Consider the following 16,169-nt stretch of genomic DNA (forward strand, 5'->3'; position numbering starts at 1 on the left):
TTAGTACCAAAATGAGCTGTTAGGTATTGTGTCTGCGTCTGAATAGCAGGCACTGCACTTACTATGTTGGTGATCCCATCGGTAAAAAGGCAGCGGTAGTTGCCTTTTTTGTTCCTTTTCTATCCGCTTTTATGCAAATTTCCCAATTAGTTTGCTGCTTTTGCTAGCATTTTTTTAAATTTTACTATACTTGCAGTGTAGTACTTGTAGAACAAGCAATTGGGATGAATCACGATGAAGATGAAATTAGCATTAGGCTGTACCCTTTGTCTTGCCTGCTTTTCAGGCCATGCAGAGGTTAACTTTTCCGGATTTGCAAGTATCAACGCAGGTAAGGTGCTGAGCGGAAGCGGTGTTCCACAATTCGGAATAAATGATCCGATATTTCTCGCTGACTACCCCATTGTCAGCGTCTATGATGAAGATATCTCATTCGAACCTGAAACCCTAATGGGACTGCAGTTCAGTACCGACCTCACTGAGGGACTTAGTGTTACAGGCCAAATTGTCGCGCGGGGAGCAGATGATTTTGATGCGAAGTTTGAATGGGCTTATTTATCTTATGAAATTAATGATAACTGGACCTTCCAAGCGGGTAAAAAGCGCTTACCATTATTCTACTACTCCGACTTTTATGACGTCGGTTATGCTTATGTTTGGATGCGAGCACCGGCAGACAACTATACTTGGCAAATATTCAATTACAACGGCATAAACATGCTCTACAGTGGCAGTGTTGGCGACTGGTCGTTAAGCGGTAATATTTATGCGGGTAAAGAAGACGATGATGACAATAAACTACTGAGCGAGTTCTTTTTCCAAGAGCCTACCCGAGAAATATGGAAAGACATCTTAGGGGGGGTTATTCAAACCAGTAATGATTGGCTAGAAATCCGCTTAACGCATATGCGCTACACCAACAAGCGTTATCGTTCAGGTGAGCCAGTATTGTGGGATGGTAGTGATGAGCGTGATGGTAAGTTTTACGGATTAGCGGTCAACGCTGATTGGGGAAACTTTTTTATCCTATCTGAGCTGAACCGCTTAGATCTAGATGGTGACTTAGATACGCGGATGCTTACACTTGGATATCGTTTTGACAGTATAACGCCTTTTGTTTCGTATGCTGATTTTGAGGGCGAAGGTGACGATGCTGAAAGTCACGAAACCACTTCCTTTGGCATACGCTGGGATTTTCACTCTGCAGCCGCGTTCAAAATTCAATATGATGAAGTGGAAGACAACTCTGTCGGCCTAGCTGTTGCTGGTGATAGTAAAGCCATCACCATTGGCATAGATATGGTATTTTAAGGAGCGCGCCATGAAAAAGTTATTTTTACTTACTTTGTTTTGCAGCTCATTTAGCACCTTGGCTGTCGATGTTATTGTTAATCCTGCTAATAGCGCTACGCTTGATGAAAACGAAATTAAGCAAATCTTCATTGGTAAATCTAAGTCGTTCTCAGACGGCTCAAAAGCGCTACCTATTACTCAGGCCGATGGTTCGAGTGTAACTGATGAGTTTAATGAAAAAGTGCTCAATAAGTCATCAAGTCAACTGAAAGCTTACTGGTCAAAGCTGGTGTTTACTGGGAAGGGGACACCGCCAAAAGAAGCTGCTGATGATGCTGAAGTCATTAAATTAGTTGCGAGTAACCCGAATTTAATTGGCTTTGTGTCCTCGGGCGCAGCCGATTCGAGTGTTAAAGTCGTAAAATCCTTCTAATTGATGGAAATATTAGGCCCCTTCGCGGGGCCTAGTTATTCAATCATGGCACATCGATCACCGTGGCATTCAATCCCCATACGGTATCAGCGTTGGTATTAGATTTTACTGTCAATGATTAACATTGCTAATTTTTTGCTCAATATCTTTGCTGCTTTTTCTTCTGCATTGGATTTTGCCATATTTTCAAAGCTAGAAGCAGCTTTGACTTGTGCAGAAACGTGCGCCTTTTCTTTGCTGTTTTCCAACAATTTCAAGCTTGAGTTTGCAAAAACATAGTAAGTGTTGTTTTTCTTAACATCGTTAAAATCAACACTAAAGTCAATTTGAAAGTCGGCCGCTTGGCCTTCACCAACCACAGTAAGTCCTTGACTCGTCAAACTCTCGGCAAGTTGATTTCGGATACTTTCTTGACCCCAAAATTGTGTGGAAATACTGAATGTGACAGATTGAATAAAGTCATTCAACATTTTATCTTTATCAGTCACTGACCGAGGTGTAGCAATTGAGCCACCGCCAAGTTGTCGATGATAATCATTGGCCTTGCGACGCTTTGCTACCAGGCGCTTTATCGCCATGGCTTCTTTTAGCCTTTCTGATTTGCTAAGTCCAGAAATTCGAGCACCAGTGATTTCCTCATCTAACTGTCGAATATCCAGCTCTGCATGCATTCTAGATTCCACTTTGTTGAAAGAAGCTAAGGCATACGCGGTATTGCTTTGCTGAGAATAAAACTCATCTTCTATGTTGATCCCTTGTAATTTAATACTAGGCACCTTTGAATATAGGATCTCGTCGACTTGATAAGAAAAGTCGCCGTTAGCCTGACTTTGGGCAACTGTTGTCGTGCCTTCAATTTCAACATTTAATTGTTTAGCAATAGCCAACCTTGCTGATTCTTGCGCGGCAAGTTTTGCTTCGGTTGGATTGGTGATGTGGCTTGCAGAGCCTACACCATAAACCAAATATTCAGAGCTTGGTTGTTGAGATGTCCAAGCAGGCAGGCTTTCAGCCTTAGCTTCGGCTTGCTGAGTTGACTGGCAAGCCGATAAACTCAACAACAGACACAGAGGGAAAGCTAAACGTTTAGAAGCCATACCCGCTGCGCTCTTGAAGTTTTTGAATTTTCTTTTGTCCATTCCACACCTCTCGGTTAGTCGTCATGTCTATTAATCGCAGATCTACTTGATAGAAAGTAACTCGGCTACCACCTTGTTCATCAACAAATGAGTTTATTGTGCCAGAGAGCGCATAGTCAGCGCCTTGCTCTTGTCCCATCTCATTGCGAGTTTCCAAGCTTGAATTCAGCTCTTGATCTCGTCGTTCTTCACGGATCTCATCACGAACATAGCGATTTGCTACAAAATCAGCCTGACCACTGCGCAAGATCGCGCGCTTCAAATCGTTTAAAAAAGTATCTACAGCGATATGCTGATGTGACTTATTGCGGACGGATTGAATAATAATCGCGGGTCTAGTACCTTCTTTAGCGCGATGTTCACGCACCCAAGGGAAGCTGAGCATATCGCTGATCATTGCTTCTGCAACCAGTTGTGAATCTTTGGCATTCCACTTGTCAGACAGCGCTATTTCTTCATTGGTATCTACGCGACTTACTTTTGTTGTTGAAGAGCAACCCGTCATAGCGGCGCATGACGCGATGAGCATAGGTACAACTAATTTAACTGCAAATTTAGGCTTCATGTCTTCAGTCCATGTTAGTTAAAGATGATAAATAATTTGGTTTCTCAAACGAGGTAATGCCAGTAAAAGTCCGTACATGACCAATCGATTGCGAGTTTGGCTCAAGTGCAATATTTTGCGTTATTACTCTGCCAGTGCTCAATTGTGTTTGCAATGTAAGCATAGTGGTATTTGGTGGTAGTTTAACCCGAGCAACTCTAATCTCAGCTGGTAAGGATTGCCATTGCCGTGTATCTGCCGATGCTGTGATGGCATTGGTCACAGAGGTGGTTAATTGAGCCAAACCCGAAAGTAGCGTATTTTGCTGCCCCCCCAGTTGGTTTATTGCTTTACTGGCCGTGACCGCTTTTAGTACTTCACGGGAGATTGCGCTGTAAATTTCCATGTTGGCATTACTCAGTGCGTCATAAAGTGTGAGTAAGTTTACTGAATAAAAGGGGTGTAATTCTGTAAGTTTTTGTCCGTTGGCAAAAAGCCTCACATGTTGAATATTGTTTTTGTGCGGTTGCAGGTAGGTAACCGATATTCTGCTACCGAATTTAAGTGCATCGATAACCCCTTCATCTACCGCCTTTTGCCATAATTTGTTGCCAAGAGGAAGACGTTTAGTGACCGAGCCTAAGATAACGTCGCCGAAATCTCCTGTGGCATAATTTTGTATTAAATCGAACAAGCTGGTGTCGGCAAACATAAGGTTAAACCAAGCGAATTGAGCTTGGCGTTCTTGTCTTGTTCCCAAATAAATTGGGGTGATAACGATAGCTTGTGCTTTTTCATCAACACTGAGGTAGAGGTTAAACTCTTTGCGCTCTGGAGAAACTCCAAGGCTTTGAACCAAAGTGAAGTGCTCTCCTTTTTGGTCTGCCTTCACTCTTTGAAGGTCTTTCTGTGCTTGATTTTGGGCATGTACCCCTAGCTTATATTGTTTACTAAACCCGTTTTTATAGGCGTTTACAGCGCGCTCATATTGAATTCTTGCACTATCAAACTCATTTTGTTGTTCATACAAAATACCACTTAAGTACTGTGCAAAAGCGTCGTCTTTGTAGGCTAACTCACTACTAATAAAAGGCTGAGAAAAAATGACTTTTAGTATTTGTTCTACACCGCCAATATCTTGTGATTGACTGGTATAACCGCCGGTTTCTCTTTTCAGTTGCTCGAGGTATAAATCCAGCTGCCGCATTTCTGTTAAGGCTGAGTCATAGAGTGCCACTCGACTTTGATCTGAAGTATTTGCAAGTGATACATAATTTAACGCCATTATGGTGTGGATCATAGGCCTATGATAGGCTCTTCCGGTGTATTTTCTATAGCTAGCGCCCGTAAATGCAGAGAATACTTGATCGCTAATGCTAACAGTATAGGCGGCTTCAATAATCTCTTTTGCTTGCGATAAATGTTGGTTACTTAATTCATAATGATGCTGTAAGTGGGCTAGCATCCCAGACTCTAAATGATATAAGAGCTCATTCTTCGATGAGTTTTTGTAAGCGTTATCGATATGTTTTTGTGCACTAACAAAATCGCCTTGCTCAGCGTATTCTATTGCTAATTTATTCGCTTTTGGGGTCAGGTTACACCCAGCCATCATTAAGCAACTCATTGAGAATAAGAGCTTAATTAATAGAGAGTGGAGAGAGTTTTGGCTGTGCCTTCCTTGCATACTTGTTCTTATAGTGGCAGTGTATTTGTCTTTAATCATATAACAATAAAATAAATAGTAAAAAATTGAATTGAAAGTGCTAAATTGTTAAAAATCGTTTTTACAATTTATTACTGTTAAATAATTACTTTTTTGGTAAATTTTATTCCGTAATCAGGGCAATTAAGGAACCCAACATGAAAGCAAAAAAACTACTTTTATCAGTGGCCGTAATAGGGATCTTGTCGGCTTGTAGTTCCAGTAAAGATGACGCGGCATCAAGCCCACGAGTCAACATTCCAGAGTGGGTTCTTAATCCAACAATTGAAGACGGCATTGCGGCGGCAGATTGTGTTAGGTATTCGGGCAATATTTCGATCGACCAAAAGATGGCCGTTGCAAATGCTCGCTTAGCATTAGCACAACAAATTGAAACACGCATTGAGGGGCTTGATAAAACATTTGCGAACCGTACTGATGCCAATCAAGATACTACGGTCGGCGCAACATTTAGCTCAGTTTCTAAACAACTAACTAAGCAAACGTTAAATGGCTCACGAATTGTTAAAGCTGATGTGATAGATATCTCAGGACAAGATTACTTTTGTGCGCTTACCACTTTGTCTCCAGAGCTGACAAAAGATCTGTTCAAAGACCTTATCAAAGAGAGCAAGCGTGCCGTTGACCCTCAAGACGAAAAGTTCTTATATCAGGAATTTAAAGCCTATAAAGCTGAAAAAGACCTTGAAAAGGAAATTGCAAGATTAACGAATTAAAGCGTGGTTACCACGCTTTAATTTTTTTTAAGGAGTGTTCTGTGCGTAAATCAGTGTATTCAGTTTTAGTTATGGCGCTCAGCGCAATTCCGAGTGCTGTTGCAAGTCAAGCTCAGTTGTTTGAAGAGCTATCAGATAAGATGTCGCGGTGGCAGACTTCAGAGTCTTCAGAAGAAGAGCTCAGTGAGTTTGAACAGTATAAACGACAACAGCTTAGTGAGTTTGCAGATTATGTTGAGGAACACTTTGAGGAATATGATTCGTTTCGTGATCGGGTGATCCAAGAGTGGGGTGATATAGCGACATCAGATCAATCATCATTTGTGACCTACAGCGAAGATCTTACCTCAAGAATGGTTGTGGATTTTGAAACAAATGAATTGGTGGTTAGTATAAAACACGCCGCGGATGAGAAAGTTACAAAAGCACAGCTACGAGAGTTATACAAAAATTTTATTGCAAAGGACCGTGCTGTTATTGATGTATTTAATGCTGATGCCCTCACGGTAAATGAGAGCAAAGCGCAGCAACGAGAGGTTAATAACGCCGCTAGAGCCAAGGCTCTCATCGCTGCTAAGCAGCAAATAGATGCTCAATTTGAGCAACAAAAACGCTATGTAGAGCGCCAAGCCGATGAAGCCATACTAGAGGGAGAAAGCGATAAATTAGCCGAAGCCCAGCATAGGGAGCAACAAAAGAAACTCGAGCAGCTCAAACAGAAGCGATTGAAAAAGTTACTTGAAACAGCGAGTAATACCAAAAAGACTGAACAAAATGAGTCGACGGTCGTATCCGAAATTGTATTTCAATTGCCCAAGCAAGTAGATGCGAAGAGTAGGGCACATCGTTATTTGAACCAAGTTAAATCACAAGCTCAGCGCTTTGATATAGAGCCAAGTATTATTTTTGCGGTAATGCATACAGAAAGTCACTTTAACCCCATGGCAAAATCACATATACCGGCATTTGGATTGATGCAAATAGTGCCAACGAGTGCTGGTGTTGATGTCAATCGCATGCTTTATAACCGCGATGAACCTATGTCTGCTCCGTATCTTTATGTCACTGATAATAATATCGAAGCAGGGGCTGCTTATCTCAACATTTTGGATAAACGTTATCTTAGCAAGATACAAGACCCTCTCAGCCGTAAGTACTGTATGATAGCTGCTTATAACACGGGAGCCGGTAATGTTGCTCGGGTATTTAATACTGACGATTCTAGATCCATTACAAAAGCGTCAAAAATCATCAACTCACTATCGCCTGAGAATGTTTTAAGTGCTTTGGACCAAGGTTTACCCTACAATGAAACAAAGCACTACTTGGATAAAGTATTAACCCGTGAAAAGCTTTACATACCAGAGCAAACAGAAGCATCTGAGGCAGGCTTATAAATTGAGGGCGCTGAGTGCTTCCTCAATATTACTGTGACGAAAGCGATAGCCTGAATCCAGTAGTTTTTGTGGAACAACATATTGGCCATACAGCAATAGGTCTGACATTTCACCATAAATCAATTTCAGCATCAGTGGTGGTACGACAAAAATACAGGGGCGAGAAAGCGTTTTAGCTAGCGCTTGTGACAGTGCTTTGTTTGTTACTGGGTGAGGTGCTGTTAGATTGATAACGCCATTCATCTCATCATGTTTGATGATATAAATGATAGCTTGAACCATATCGTCTATATGGATCCACGACATTACCTGCTCTCCTTTACCTATCGGGCCACCTAGCCCCAATCGAAAAGGGGGGAGCATTTTTTCAAGGGCGCCACCTGACTTTGCCAGTACAATACCAGTTCTTAAAATACAAACGCGAGTATGCTGAGAACTGGCTCTTTGTGCGGTATTCTCCCAATCTCGGCAAAGTTGGTGAGAGAACTCATCGTGATATTCTTTGCAGCCTTCGTTAATTTTAAGGTGTTTGGGTTGGCGTCCGTAAAACCCGATGGCACTGCCGGAAATAAACAACTTAGGGGGTGACGTGGCTGTATTTATTCCCGCGGTTATGGCTTCTGTAATTTTGATTCTGCTGTTATAAATCTCTTGTTTTTTTGTTTTATTCCAACGACCTTCGGCAATAGGCTCACCGGCTAAGTTAATGACAACGTCAAGCTGGTTGAAGTTGACATCATCTAGACTTGTAATGAAATCAACCCCCGATGGTAAAATAGCGGCAGCTTTTACAGGTGATCGCGTCAGCGCAATAAGACTATGTTTATGGATTAAGAATTGGCACAACTTACTTCCAATTAAGCCTGTTGCCCCAGTTATCAATATGTTCATTCAATCGACTCTTTATTGTTATTACTCAAACCTACGTTTTGCCATCGAGTTAGATCACTCATTTTCATTATAGGTGGTTTGTTTTAGAATGGGAAAAAAGCAAAAGGAGTGAGACGTGTCTTCACTTACAGGAATCAATAAAACGCTGGTGGTCTTGGCATCACTATTTTTGGTATTAGGGGGGATTAAGCTCGCGACAGAAATTGTAGTCCCGTTTGTGTTGGCAGCATTTATTGCGATTATCTGTAATCCCATGCTGAAGTTTTTAGCCCGCTTTAAGATCCCAAAGGGGCTTGCAATCCTTATCATTATTGGACTTGTCATTTTAATTGGTGCCAGCATCGGTGGCCTAGTAGGGCAGTCGATTAACGATTTTTCTAAGCAACTACCTACCTATAAAGAAGAACTTCAAGAAAAGTTTGTTTGGTTAGTGAGCACAGCTGCGGATTACAATATTCTATTAGATAAGCAGCAGTTGATCAGTATGTTAGACCCCAACCAATTGATTGACGTGGCGACTAATATGTTGACTGGGTTTGGCGGGGTAATGGCAAATAGCTTCCTGATCTTACTCATTGTCGTATTCATGCTTTTTGAGGCCCCCTCTTTAGGTCATAAAGTCCACTTAGCTTTGGATGATCCAGAGATGAAAATGCAACAGATTGATAGGTTTTTGGACTCAATCAATAGCTATCTAGCCATTAAAACCTTGGTATCCCTAGCAACTGGTGTGGTAGCAGCGATATTTCTATGGGCGCTAGATGTTGATTACTTTGTGCTTTGGGGCGTTGTGGCATTTTTACTAAACTACATTCCTAACATAGGCTCTATTATTGCTGCTATTCCACCCGTTTTATTAGCGTTAGTAACGCATGGACCGTTGGTCAGTGGTATCGTTGCAATCGGCTATGTCTGTATCAATACGGTAATGGGGAACATGATTGAGCCCAGGTTTATGGGAAGGGGACTGGGTTTATCTACCTTAGTGGTCTTCTTATCATTAATATTCTGGGGCTGGTTGCTAGGTACTGTGGGGATGTTACTGTCGGTGCCGTTAACTATGGTAGTTAAGATTGCATTAGAGGCGAGTGAAGAGGGGAAATGGTTAGCTATTTTGCTCGGCTCTGAGCAACCCAAATAGAAGGGGCGTGAAATGGCCCCATTCTTGCTGGATATTACTGCGTCAGATTTAGATCTTCTTTCAAAATTTTGCTGCTTTTTAGCTCCGTAATATGAGCTTTGAGCAGCGCGATTTTGCAGTTTTTATAGGCGCTTGCTGAGCGCGTTGCATTGGGCATATCAAGTAGATAGCGCCAGCGACAGCTATCTTCCATATACTCTTCTTGATTGCGTATGGCACGCTCCATTATTGGTAATATTTGCGTATTACCTGTGTCGGCCTGGTACTTTTTTGTGTCCAATAATAATTTAGTGATCCAAGTTTGACGGTGACGCTCAAGCAGATTGATATTACCGTCCAAGCACATAAGAAACTTTTTGGCTTTCTCAGGATGAGTGGATTCGTATTTACTACAGTCTTGTAAACTAACGTCTTCATCTGCCATTGCAGACAACGTAAACCCTGTGATGAGCAGGCTACTAATTATTTTTTTCATGGTTAAACTCTATTGTAAATTTCGCGCCGCCATGTTTTGAAGTGCCGATTTGCATTAATCCGTGATAGGACTTGACCAAATCGGAAACGATTGCCATCCCTACACCATGACCCGCTTCATAGGTGTCTAGTCTAGCGCCTCGCGTCAGTAGCTCTGAGCGTCTGTGTTCTGGAATGCCTGGACCATCATCTTCAATCTCGATTATTAACAAGCGCTTTTTAGGCGCACTTACGTTTATATCGACTAAGGTGTCACAAGCTTTACACGCGTTATCTATAATATTACCCAAAATCTCCATTAGATCGGTTTTATCACCAAGAAACGCTACTTCTTCGCTACATTCCGATGAAAATTGAATTTGTTTATCATGGTAGACTTTCGTCATTGCGTTTAATATTGAGTCTAGTACAGGTTTGACGGTTGTCTGCTTTTTCCATGTGTCTGAGGCGCCAGTTGCCGCACGCTTTAATTGATGCTCGATCATCGCATTGATTCTATCAAGCTGCTCCTGAGCATCGGCATCTGTTGCTAGGGGGCTTGATTTTATCACTGCTAGTGGAGTTTTCAGTGCATGGGCTAGGTCACTAAGTGAGGCCCTGTAGCGTTCCTTTTGGCGTTTTTGAGATTCCAGAAGCAGGTTCAAGTCCGATTTAATCGTCAGCAGCTCAACTGGATATAAACCGGTAATTTTATCTCTTTCACCAGCTTCTATCTCCTTAATTTCTTTGTCTAGTCTTTGCAGTGGTCGGGCACTCCAAACAAATCCAAATGCCATTAGACCTGCGATCACAACACCCATAACCAGCATCCAATTGACTAAAGTATTTCTAAAGCCTGACATCAGCTCCATTAAGGCGTCATTTTTCTTTAACAACACAAAGCGTGCCTGTTGAGATTGTTCTGCGTTGCCCAGAATCACAGTTAAACTGAGTTGCCAGAACAATACGCCGTTGTATTCAACGCGCTTGAACTCAGAAGCACCGGCTTGATTGCCAGAAAAGTCAGGGGAGATAGATAAGTTTACTGCCGACTCAGAATACCAGACCAAAGAATGATCTTGGTACACAAGCGCGTATGTATCTGAATTTAATCTATTGAGTTCGGGGGCTAAAATGCTGCGTGGCATCTCTAAGCCATCAGAGACAAACTCAACTTCAGAGATCAGAGAGTACAAATGCGCTTCTAAGGTTTTTTCGGTCGCATCAACCAAAGAAGAATAATACGCCCGGCCCACGGAGAAAAATAACGCAGGTAGGGCAATAATAAGCACAAAGACAAGGATAAATCCTTGTCTTATTTTGAGCGAAATTTGGGAGCTATTTACCACTGATTTTTGAACCTATATCCACGTCCTCTCAGGGTTTCAACAGGGTTCAACGTGCCATCTGGGTCCAGCTTTTTACGCAGTCTCAATACGAACACTTCGATTACGTTCGAGTCTAAATCAAAGTCTTGATCGTAAATATGTTCGGTTAGCTCTGACTTAGAAATAACCTTCTGAGGGTTGACCATCAAGTATTCTAATACTTTGTATTCGTAAGCGGTAAGTGAAAGCTCGTTTTCATTCACCCACACTTGCTGTGAACGGGTATGAATTTTAATCGGACCTATGCTGATCTCTGGATTTGCTTGTCCTGCACTGCGTCTGATCAGAGCGTTGCAGCGCGCAATGAGCTCTTCTACATGAAAAGGCTTAGTTAGGTAATCATCAGCACCAGCATCAAGGCCTTCTACTTTGTCTTGCCAACGATCACGGGCGGTTAAAATCAAAATAGGAATTTTAACGCCACTTGCACGAGCTCTGCGGATGATTTCGATACCGTCAAGTTTTGGCAAACCGAGGTCGATCACCGCCATATCTAAAGGGTATTCTTCTAGGTGGAATAGTCCGGACTCTCCATCATGGCATAAATCAACGCTATATTTTTCTTTCTCTAATGCATTTCGCAGGTTTTCTGCTAGTTGAATATCGTCTTCGATAACTAAAATACGCATTCTTAGTCCTTATTTACTTCACCTGTTTTTTTGTTCACCTTCAGGTCGACAATTCTACCATCAGGTTGCAGAATTCTAACAATAAAAAACTGGCTCTCTTCAGAAATCTTAAGTGTTCGTCCAGCATACTTGTCTAGCGCCAGCGACACCGCTTCTTTTTTAGTAATAGTCTTTACATTCTTATCATTGCGGCTGTTGGCGTCTGCTACACTCGAAGCGAACGCCAAAATCAACGCTATTAGAGTGAGGTGCAATCGCATTGTAAGCTCCACAGTTTCATAGATACTAAGTTTCTATACTTCATAAATCTCAAACAAATTTAGTGCTTTGTAATTAACCTTTGCTGAACTTAACGTTCAGTAAAGGTTATGGCAGAACGCGTTTGTATGGTTTAACAATACTTTCAGTATAGACACCCGCTTCAATGTAAGGGTCTAAACTTGCCCATTGCTTAGCACTTTCTAAGCTGTCGAACTCTGCGATAACAAGAGAACCAGTAAAACCGGCCTCTCCTGGATTTTCTGAGTCGATGGCTGGTAATGGTCCGGCTGCAAACAAGCGTCCTTGTTGTTTTAATTCTTCTAGACGCGCTAAATGAGCTGGGCGTGTGGCCAGACGGTTTTGTAGCGAGTTCTCTGCGTCAGTGGAATAAATCATATAAAGCATAAGTATTAGTTCCAGATAAAGTTCTAGGTTATTATTGTTATTTTTGCGTATTTTGGCGGCTTTTCAGGGCCGTTTATCAATTCTATGATAAAACGCTCCTCGTGCAAAAGTAAATGCACGCAGAGTTTTTCAGCGAGTTAGTCATTTAAACTTGAAAAGCACTCAACTAGACTGGTAGAGTCCTTCGGATATTTGTAGAAAATAATAATAAGGTTGATTGCAATGAGTGCAAACCGAGAGCATTTTAGCTCCCGACTAGGGTTTATCCTTGCTGCTGCTGGTTCGGCGGTGGGAATAGGTAACTTAGTCGGCTTCCCTGTCTCAGCTGCCAAAAACGGCGGCGGGGCGTTTTTACTTATCTATGCACTATTTGTAGTGTTTATTTGTTTGCCTGTAATGATGGCTGAAATGGCCATGGGTAGAAAAGCCCAAAAAGACCCATTCGGTGCCTATAAGTTATTATCTAATCACGATAAAAAGTGGTCAGTTGCTGGGTTTTTAGCCGTCCTTACACCATTTATGATTGCGGTATTTTACATGGTCATTACGGTGTGGATATTTGGCTTTCTGGCACAAACCGCGTTAGGTAATTTGGATGTGTTGGCTTCACCCGAATATTTTGGCACGTTTATTAATGACACTAATGTATTCATTTACATGTTGATAGTGGGTGTCATTGTTAACCTCATTTTGGTTGGGGGAGTCAAAGAGGGTATCGAAAAAGCAGCTAAGCTATTAATGCCTGCTCTTTTTGTGATGCTACTGGGCCTCGTTGCTTATGTACTGACGTTAGATAATGCAATGGCAGGTGTACGTTACTATATTGTACCTGACTTTGATAAAATGAACGCCAGTGTGTTGAATGGTGCTTTGTCACAAGCCTTTTTCTCACTGTCTTTAGGTATGGGTATTCTGATCACTTATGCGTCATATATTTCAAAGAAAGATGACATTGTGGGTAGCTCTAAAATGGTTGCGGTTACGGACTCTTTAGTAGCGTTTATTGCAGGCTTGATGGTGTTACCAGCCATCTTTAGTTTTAATCCGAACACCGATCCAAGCAAGTTATCAGATTCCTCGGTATCGATGATTTTTGACTACTTACCTAAGCTGTTACTTGCACTACAAGAAGACATTGGTTATATCGGCGCGTCGATTGTTGCGGGTATTTTCTTCTTGCTGGTGTTTTTTGCCGCGATCACATCTTTGGTTTCTATTGTCGAAGTGCCAACGGCGACGTTGATGGAAGAAAAGTGCATCTCTCGTAAAAAAGCATTAATTGTCTTAGCTGTGACGACTGGTTTACTGACCGTGTTATCTACTATGTCCTTTGGGATGGTGGATTGGCTCACTAGCTTTGTTAGCTATGGTGACGCTCAAAAGAGTTTCTTCGACTTAATTTATGATGTGTTTTACGATACTATCTTGCCTCTTAACGGCCTAATGGTGTGCTTATTTGTCACCTACCGCTGGAAGAAGTCGGGCTTGAGTGCGGAGCTAGCACAGGGATCTGAAGGGTACGTCGGCAGTTTCACTGAGAAATATATCAACTTCTCGTTGTCGACATTTATTCCTGTGATTTTACTCGCTATTTTTATCAATACAGTCGCGACTAAATACTTTGCTGTCAGCATTTTTGGTTTCTAATACCAATTTGCCTAATTAAGTGCTCTATTGTGAAGCGGGAAAATCTTGTCGATAATCCCGCTTTCACATTCTGCTCATGCTGAGGAAACGATATTCTTGTAGGCAAGGCAAAAATCTTGCTATTTGAGTTCTAAATAACCTGAATTCAGGATAACACCTTGTTTTCTAGCCGTTGTTACCTTTTACTATAGCGTTAAATTTGCTTGCAATAACCAGCTATTGACGCGCGAATTATAATAATTAGTATATCCATGGGCATCGGTGTTTATGCCGAAGCTCATTTGTCCTCAAAACTTCACTCCAGAATCCAAATACTGTCCTATTCCAATCGTAAACATCCACAGTCCCCATAAACTATGTTCCAATACACAAACCGCAAGAGAGCGGCTATGTGCGTAGGTATAGGAGAATAGCAGTCCTCCTAAAAAAGACAGTGCTACGGCTATCCAATTGTCGTAAACACAATGCGCTAGTGCAAACACTAACGCACTTAACATGACGCGATTATTTTTATTTGGCAGTATTCTTTTGTAACGATGAAAAAAATAACTCCGAAAAATAAGCTCTTGAGGTAACACCGATAGCACCGGATAAGCAATTAACAACAACAGCCAGTCGGCTGGTGAGTCTAGAGGGAGTGCAAACCAGTTTCCTTGGCTCACTAGCCCGTAGAGCATGGCCGAAAACATGGCACCAGCGAAAAACGTCGTAAAGAGGCGTTTTTTAACCGAAGAAAACTCTCCTAGGCTCGTCAACCTGAAGCGTTTGAAGTGAGGATCGGTAAGTAATAGGTGAGTACAAACAGCCATCAAGATAATTAGGGCTGGAAATAACCAGTTATTTAAGTGGTCTCGAAATTGGTAAGCGACAATGGGCAGTACAAAGAATATAAATATGAGCTCACACCACCGATACTGGCTTGCGTTCAAAGCGATTTCCCCAAAATACTGCGCGGCCATGAGCCGCTATAATTATCTGTGTCAAGATAACTATAGCAGCTGGAAATGATCTCACAGGGGAAAGTCAGTTACTCTTCTGGTAAATATTTTTGAATTCTAAACATAGTGAAAAGCAATGCGATAAAGGTAATCCCAATTAGTCCGAAGACCTTAAAGTTAACCCAAAAATCCAGAGAAAAATTGTAAGCAACGTAGAGGTTAAGTGCTGCAATAGAAAACAACAGCAGCGACCAAAAAAGGTTTAGCTGATCACAGTCTTTTACTGGCAAGTCAATTTTTAGTTCACTGTTTTCTTTTTCAGCAACTGAACTCAAAACACCTTCTAGCGCCGTTTTTACTAGATTTTTATTGAACAAATATCTTGAGACAAGCAAGGTTACTGCCAAAATCGCATAGACGATAGTAGCCTTCCATTTTATAAACTGCTCATCATGAAAGAAAATAGTCATTCCCCCTAAAATCAACGCAATAGCAAGAAAAACCCAATGACGCTTCGCGACTTCACGTTTAGTGATGTACTGATGGGTAACCTGTATTAGCGAGGCTGCTATCAACACGCCCGTGGCCCAAAAAATATCGACAAACTTATACACGCCAAAAAACAGGATAAGGGGTAGGTATTCAATTAAAAATGACATTCTCGGTCCTAATAAAACTCGTTGTTAGGGTTTTACCAAGATACGGCAAGAACATCAATATTGACTTTCTGTTGTGAAAACCATAGCCTGCTGCGCTCATTCAATGGTTCAGAGGTATTTGCATGAATAAGAGCGATTTAGTTACAAAAATGGCAGAAATTAGTGGATTAACTAAAAAAGATTCACAAGCAGCATTACATGTCATTTTGCAGGCGACTAAAAAGCGGTTGTCAGAAGGTGATCAGATGCAAATAAATGGACTTGGTACGTTTTCACTCAGCTATCATCCAGCCAAACAGGGACGAAATCCGCAAACTGGTGAGACCATCACCATAGAGGGCCAAAACAAGGTGCTTTTCAAACCTGCTAAAGCGCTAAAGGATAATTTATAATATACAACGCTGTACAGGACCGTTCTAGTGGTGTTAATTATTATCTACTAGCGAGCCTTGCGGCGCATCGGTATAACTTCTTTTCCGAAGTTCAGGTTAATGAATCTCATGTAACCA

Annotated in this window: 18 protein-coding genes; 7 read left to right on the forward strand and 11 right to left on the reverse strand. The window is 41.7% G+C overall.

The genetic code is table 11. From position 1 onward, the window contains the following. Window positions 1-234 precede the first annotated feature (234 nt). Both CEX98_RS20370 and CEX98_RS20375 read left to right on the forward strand, forming a co-directional pair. A complete protein-coding gene (locus CEX98_RS20370) occupies window positions 235-1,311 on the forward strand; it encodes a porin (protein ID WP_099643824.1) in 1,077 nt (358 codons plus the stop codon). 10 nt (window positions 1,312-1,321) lie between these two features. Continuing rightward, the gene (locus tag CEX98_RS20375; protein ID WP_099643825.1) at window positions 1,322-1,726 is read left to right on the forward strand and encodes a phosphate ABC transporter substrate-binding protein; all 405 of its coding nucleotides are present in this window, start codon (window positions 1,322-1,324) and stop codon (window positions 1,724-1,726) included. A 98-nt stretch (window positions 1,727-1,824) separates the two neighbouring features. Here the strand turns inward: CEX98_RS20375 and CEX98_RS20380 are convergent, their stop codons facing one another. The 3 genes from CEX98_RS20380 to CEX98_RS20390 are packed head-to-tail and all read right to left on the reverse strand — an operon-like array spanning window position 1,825 to window position 5,024. Next, window positions 1,825-2,865 carry an LPP20 family lipoprotein gene (locus CEX98_RS20380; RefSeq protein WP_242441776.1) on the reverse strand — a complete coding sequence of 347 codons (1,041 nt, stop codon included), beginning with the start codon at window positions 2,863-2,865 and terminating at the stop codon, window positions 1,825-1,827. After that, window positions 2,813-3,430 carry a penicillin-binding protein activator LpoB gene (locus tag CEX98_RS20385; RefSeq protein ID WP_099643827.1) on the reverse strand — a complete coding sequence of 206 codons (618 nt, stop codon included), beginning with the start codon at window positions 3,428-3,430 and terminating at the stop codon, window positions 2,813-2,815. The genes CEX98_RS20380 and CEX98_RS20385 overlap by 53 nt, the downstream gene beginning before the upstream one ends. Window positions 3,431-3,434: 4 nt before the next feature. After that, a complete protein-coding gene (locus tag CEX98_RS20390; RefSeq protein ID WP_242441777.1) occupies window positions 3,435-5,024 on the reverse strand; it encodes a hypothetical protein in 1,590 nt (529 codons plus the stop codon). A gap of 248 nt (window positions 5,025-5,272) precedes the next feature. On the opposite strand from CEX98_RS20390, the gene CEX98_RS20395 reads away from it, so the two are divergent. Both CEX98_RS20395 and CEX98_RS20400 read left to right on the forward strand, forming a co-directional pair. Continuing rightward, window positions 5,273-5,851 carry an LPP20 family lipoprotein gene (locus tag CEX98_RS20395; RefSeq protein ID WP_099643829.1) on the forward strand — a complete coding sequence of 193 codons (579 nt, stop codon included), beginning with the start codon at window positions 5,273-5,275 and terminating at the stop codon, window positions 5,849-5,851. A 41-nt stretch (window positions 5,852-5,892) separates the two neighbouring features. After that, entirely contained in the window at window positions 5,893-7,248 is a 1,356-nt protein-coding gene (locus tag CEX98_RS20400; RefSeq protein WP_099643830.1) for a murein transglycosylase domain-containing protein, read from the forward strand. Here the strand turns inward: CEX98_RS20400 and CEX98_RS20405 are convergent. Then, the gene (locus CEX98_RS20405; protein ID WP_099643831.1) at window positions 7,243-8,139 is read right to left on the reverse strand and encodes a TIGR01777 family oxidoreductase; all 897 of its coding nucleotides are present in this window, start codon (window positions 8,137-8,139) and stop codon (window positions 7,243-7,245) included. The two genes, CEX98_RS20400 and CEX98_RS20405, sit on opposite strands and share 6 nt — an antisense overlap. A gap of 115 nt (window positions 8,140-8,254) precedes the next feature. On the opposite strand from CEX98_RS20405, the gene CEX98_RS20410 reads away from it, so the two are divergent. Then, the gene (locus CEX98_RS20410) at window positions 8,255-9,280 is read left to right on the forward strand and encodes an AI-2E family transporter (protein ID WP_099643832.1); all 1,026 of its coding nucleotides are present in this window, start codon (window positions 8,255-8,257) and stop codon (window positions 9,278-9,280) included. Between the two features lie 34 nt (window positions 9,281-9,314). Here the strand turns inward: CEX98_RS20410 and CEX98_RS20415 are convergent, their stop codons facing one another. From CEX98_RS20415 to CEX98_RS20435, 5 genes are all read right to left on the reverse strand, one after another. Then, window positions 9,315-9,755 (reverse strand): hypothetical protein, encoded by a 441-nt coding sequence (locus CEX98_RS20415; RefSeq protein ID WP_099643833.1) that lies wholly within the window; start codon window positions 9,753-9,755, stop codon window positions 9,315-9,317. Beyond that, window positions 9,739-11,082: an ATP-binding protein gene (locus tag CEX98_RS20420; protein ID WP_099643834.1), complete on the reverse strand. Its 1,344-nt coding sequence runs from the start codon at window positions 11,080-11,082 to the stop codon at window positions 9,739-9,741. Before CEX98_RS20420 ends, CEX98_RS20415 begins: the two co-directional genes overlap by 17 nt. Then, window positions 11,076-11,750, reverse strand: coding sequence for a response regulator transcription factor (locus CEX98_RS20425; protein WP_099643835.1), 675 nt, complete (start codon window positions 11,748-11,750; stop codon window positions 11,076-11,078). The genes CEX98_RS20420 and CEX98_RS20425 overlap by 7 nt, the downstream gene beginning before the upstream one ends. A 2-nt stretch (window positions 11,751-11,752) precedes the next feature. Further along, window positions 11,753-12,010 (reverse strand): PepSY domain-containing protein, encoded by a 258-nt coding sequence (locus CEX98_RS20430; RefSeq protein ID WP_099643836.1) that lies wholly within the window; start codon window positions 12,008-12,010, stop codon window positions 11,753-11,755. A 106-nt stretch (window positions 12,011-12,116) separates the two neighbouring features. Further along, window positions 12,117-12,416: a YciI family protein gene (locus CEX98_RS20435; protein ID WP_099643837.1), complete on the reverse strand. Its 300-nt coding sequence runs from the start codon at window positions 12,414-12,416 to the stop codon at window positions 12,117-12,119. Window positions 12,417-12,638: 222 nt separating this feature from the next. On the opposite strand from CEX98_RS20435, the gene CEX98_RS20440 reads away from it, so the two are divergent. Further along, window positions 12,639-14,063, forward strand: a complete 1,425-nt coding sequence (locus tag CEX98_RS20440; protein WP_099643838.1) for a sodium-dependent transporter — start codon at window positions 12,639-12,641, stop codon at window positions 14,061-14,063. A gap of 287 nt (window positions 14,064-14,350) precedes the next feature. Here CEX98_RS20440 and CEX98_RS20445 read toward each other — a convergent pair whose 3' ends face one another. Beyond that, the gene (locus CEX98_RS20445) at window positions 14,351-14,992 is read right to left on the reverse strand and encodes a CPBP family intramembrane glutamic endopeptidase (protein WP_099643888.1); all 642 of its coding nucleotides are present in this window, start codon (window positions 14,990-14,992) and stop codon (window positions 14,351-14,353) included. A 98-nt stretch (window positions 14,993-15,090) separates the two neighbouring features. Beyond that, a complete protein-coding gene (locus CEX98_RS20450; protein WP_099643839.1) occupies window positions 15,091-15,660 on the reverse strand; it encodes an inner membrane-spanning protein YciB in 570 nt (189 codons plus the stop codon). 122 nt (window positions 15,661-15,782) lie between these two features. On the opposite strand from CEX98_RS20450, the gene CEX98_RS20455 reads away from it, so the two are divergent. Then, window positions 15,783-16,052, forward strand: coding sequence for an HU family DNA-binding protein (locus CEX98_RS20455; RefSeq protein WP_099643840.1), 270 nt, complete (start codon window positions 15,783-15,785; stop codon window positions 16,050-16,052). Window positions 16,053-16,169: the final 117 nt, after the last annotated feature.

This window comes from Pseudoalteromonas piscicida (genome assembly GCF_002744175.1).
Lineage (GTDB): Bacteria > Pseudomonadota > Gammaproteobacteria > Enterobacterales > Alteromonadaceae > Pseudoalteromonas > Pseudoalteromonas piscicida_B.

What these genes read in the sequence shown, in the direction of transcription:
- CEX98_RS20375 (WP_099643825.1), top strand. Translation starts at nt 1,322, where the DNA reads ATGAAAAAGTTATTTTTACTTACTTTGTTTTGCAGCTCATTTAGCACC.
- CEX98_RS20395 (WP_099643829.1), top strand. Translation starts at nt 5,273, where the DNA reads ATGAAAGCAAAAAAACTACTTTTATCAGTGGCCGTAATAGGGATCTTG.
- CEX98_RS20430 (WP_099643836.1), bottom strand. Translation starts at nt 12,010, where the DNA reads ATGCGATTGCACCTCACTCTAATAGCGTTGATTTTGGCGTTCGCTTCG.
- CEX98_RS20385 (WP_099643827.1), bottom strand. Translation starts at nt 3,430, where the DNA reads ATGAAGCCTAAATTTGCAGTTAAATTAGTTGTACCTATGCTCATCGCG.
- CEX98_RS20370 (WP_099643824.1), top strand. Translation starts at nt 235, where the DNA reads ATGAAGATGAAATTAGCATTAGGCTGTACCCTTTGTCTTGCCTGCTTT.
- CEX98_RS20440 (WP_099643838.1), top strand. Translation starts at nt 12,639, where the DNA reads ATGAGTGCAAACCGAGAGCATTTTAGCTCCCGACTAGGGTTTATCCTT.
- CEX98_RS20390 (WP_242441777.1), bottom strand. Translation starts at nt 5,024, where the DNA reads ATGATGGCTGGGTGTAACCTGACCCCAAAAGCGAATAAATTAGCAATA.
- CEX98_RS20455 (WP_099643840.1), top strand. Translation starts at nt 15,783, where the DNA reads ATGAATAAGAGCGATTTAGTTACAAAAATGGCAGAAATTAGTGGATTA.
- CEX98_RS20415 (WP_099643833.1), bottom strand. Translation starts at nt 9,755, where the DNA reads ATGAAAAAAATAATTAGTAGCCTGCTCATCACAGGGTTTACGTTGTCT.
- CEX98_RS20450 (WP_099643839.1), bottom strand. Translation starts at nt 15,660, where the DNA reads ATGTCATTTTTAATTGAATACCTACCCCTTATCCTGTTTTTTGGCGTG.
- CEX98_RS20380 (WP_242441776.1), bottom strand. Translation starts at nt 2,865, where the DNA reads ATGGACAAAAGAAAATTCAAAAACTTCAAGAGCGCAGCGGGTATGGCT.
- CEX98_RS20405 (WP_099643831.1), bottom strand. Translation starts at nt 8,139, where the DNA reads ATGAACATATTGATAACTGGGGCAACAGGCTTAATTGGAAGTAAGTTG.
- CEX98_RS20435 (WP_099643837.1), bottom strand. Translation starts at nt 12,416, where the DNA reads ATGCTTTATATGATTTATTCCACTGACGCAGAGAACTCGCTACAAAAC.
- CEX98_RS20425 (WP_099643835.1), bottom strand. Translation starts at nt 11,750, where the DNA reads ATGCGTATTTTAGTTATCGAAGACGATATTCAACTAGCAGAAAACCTG.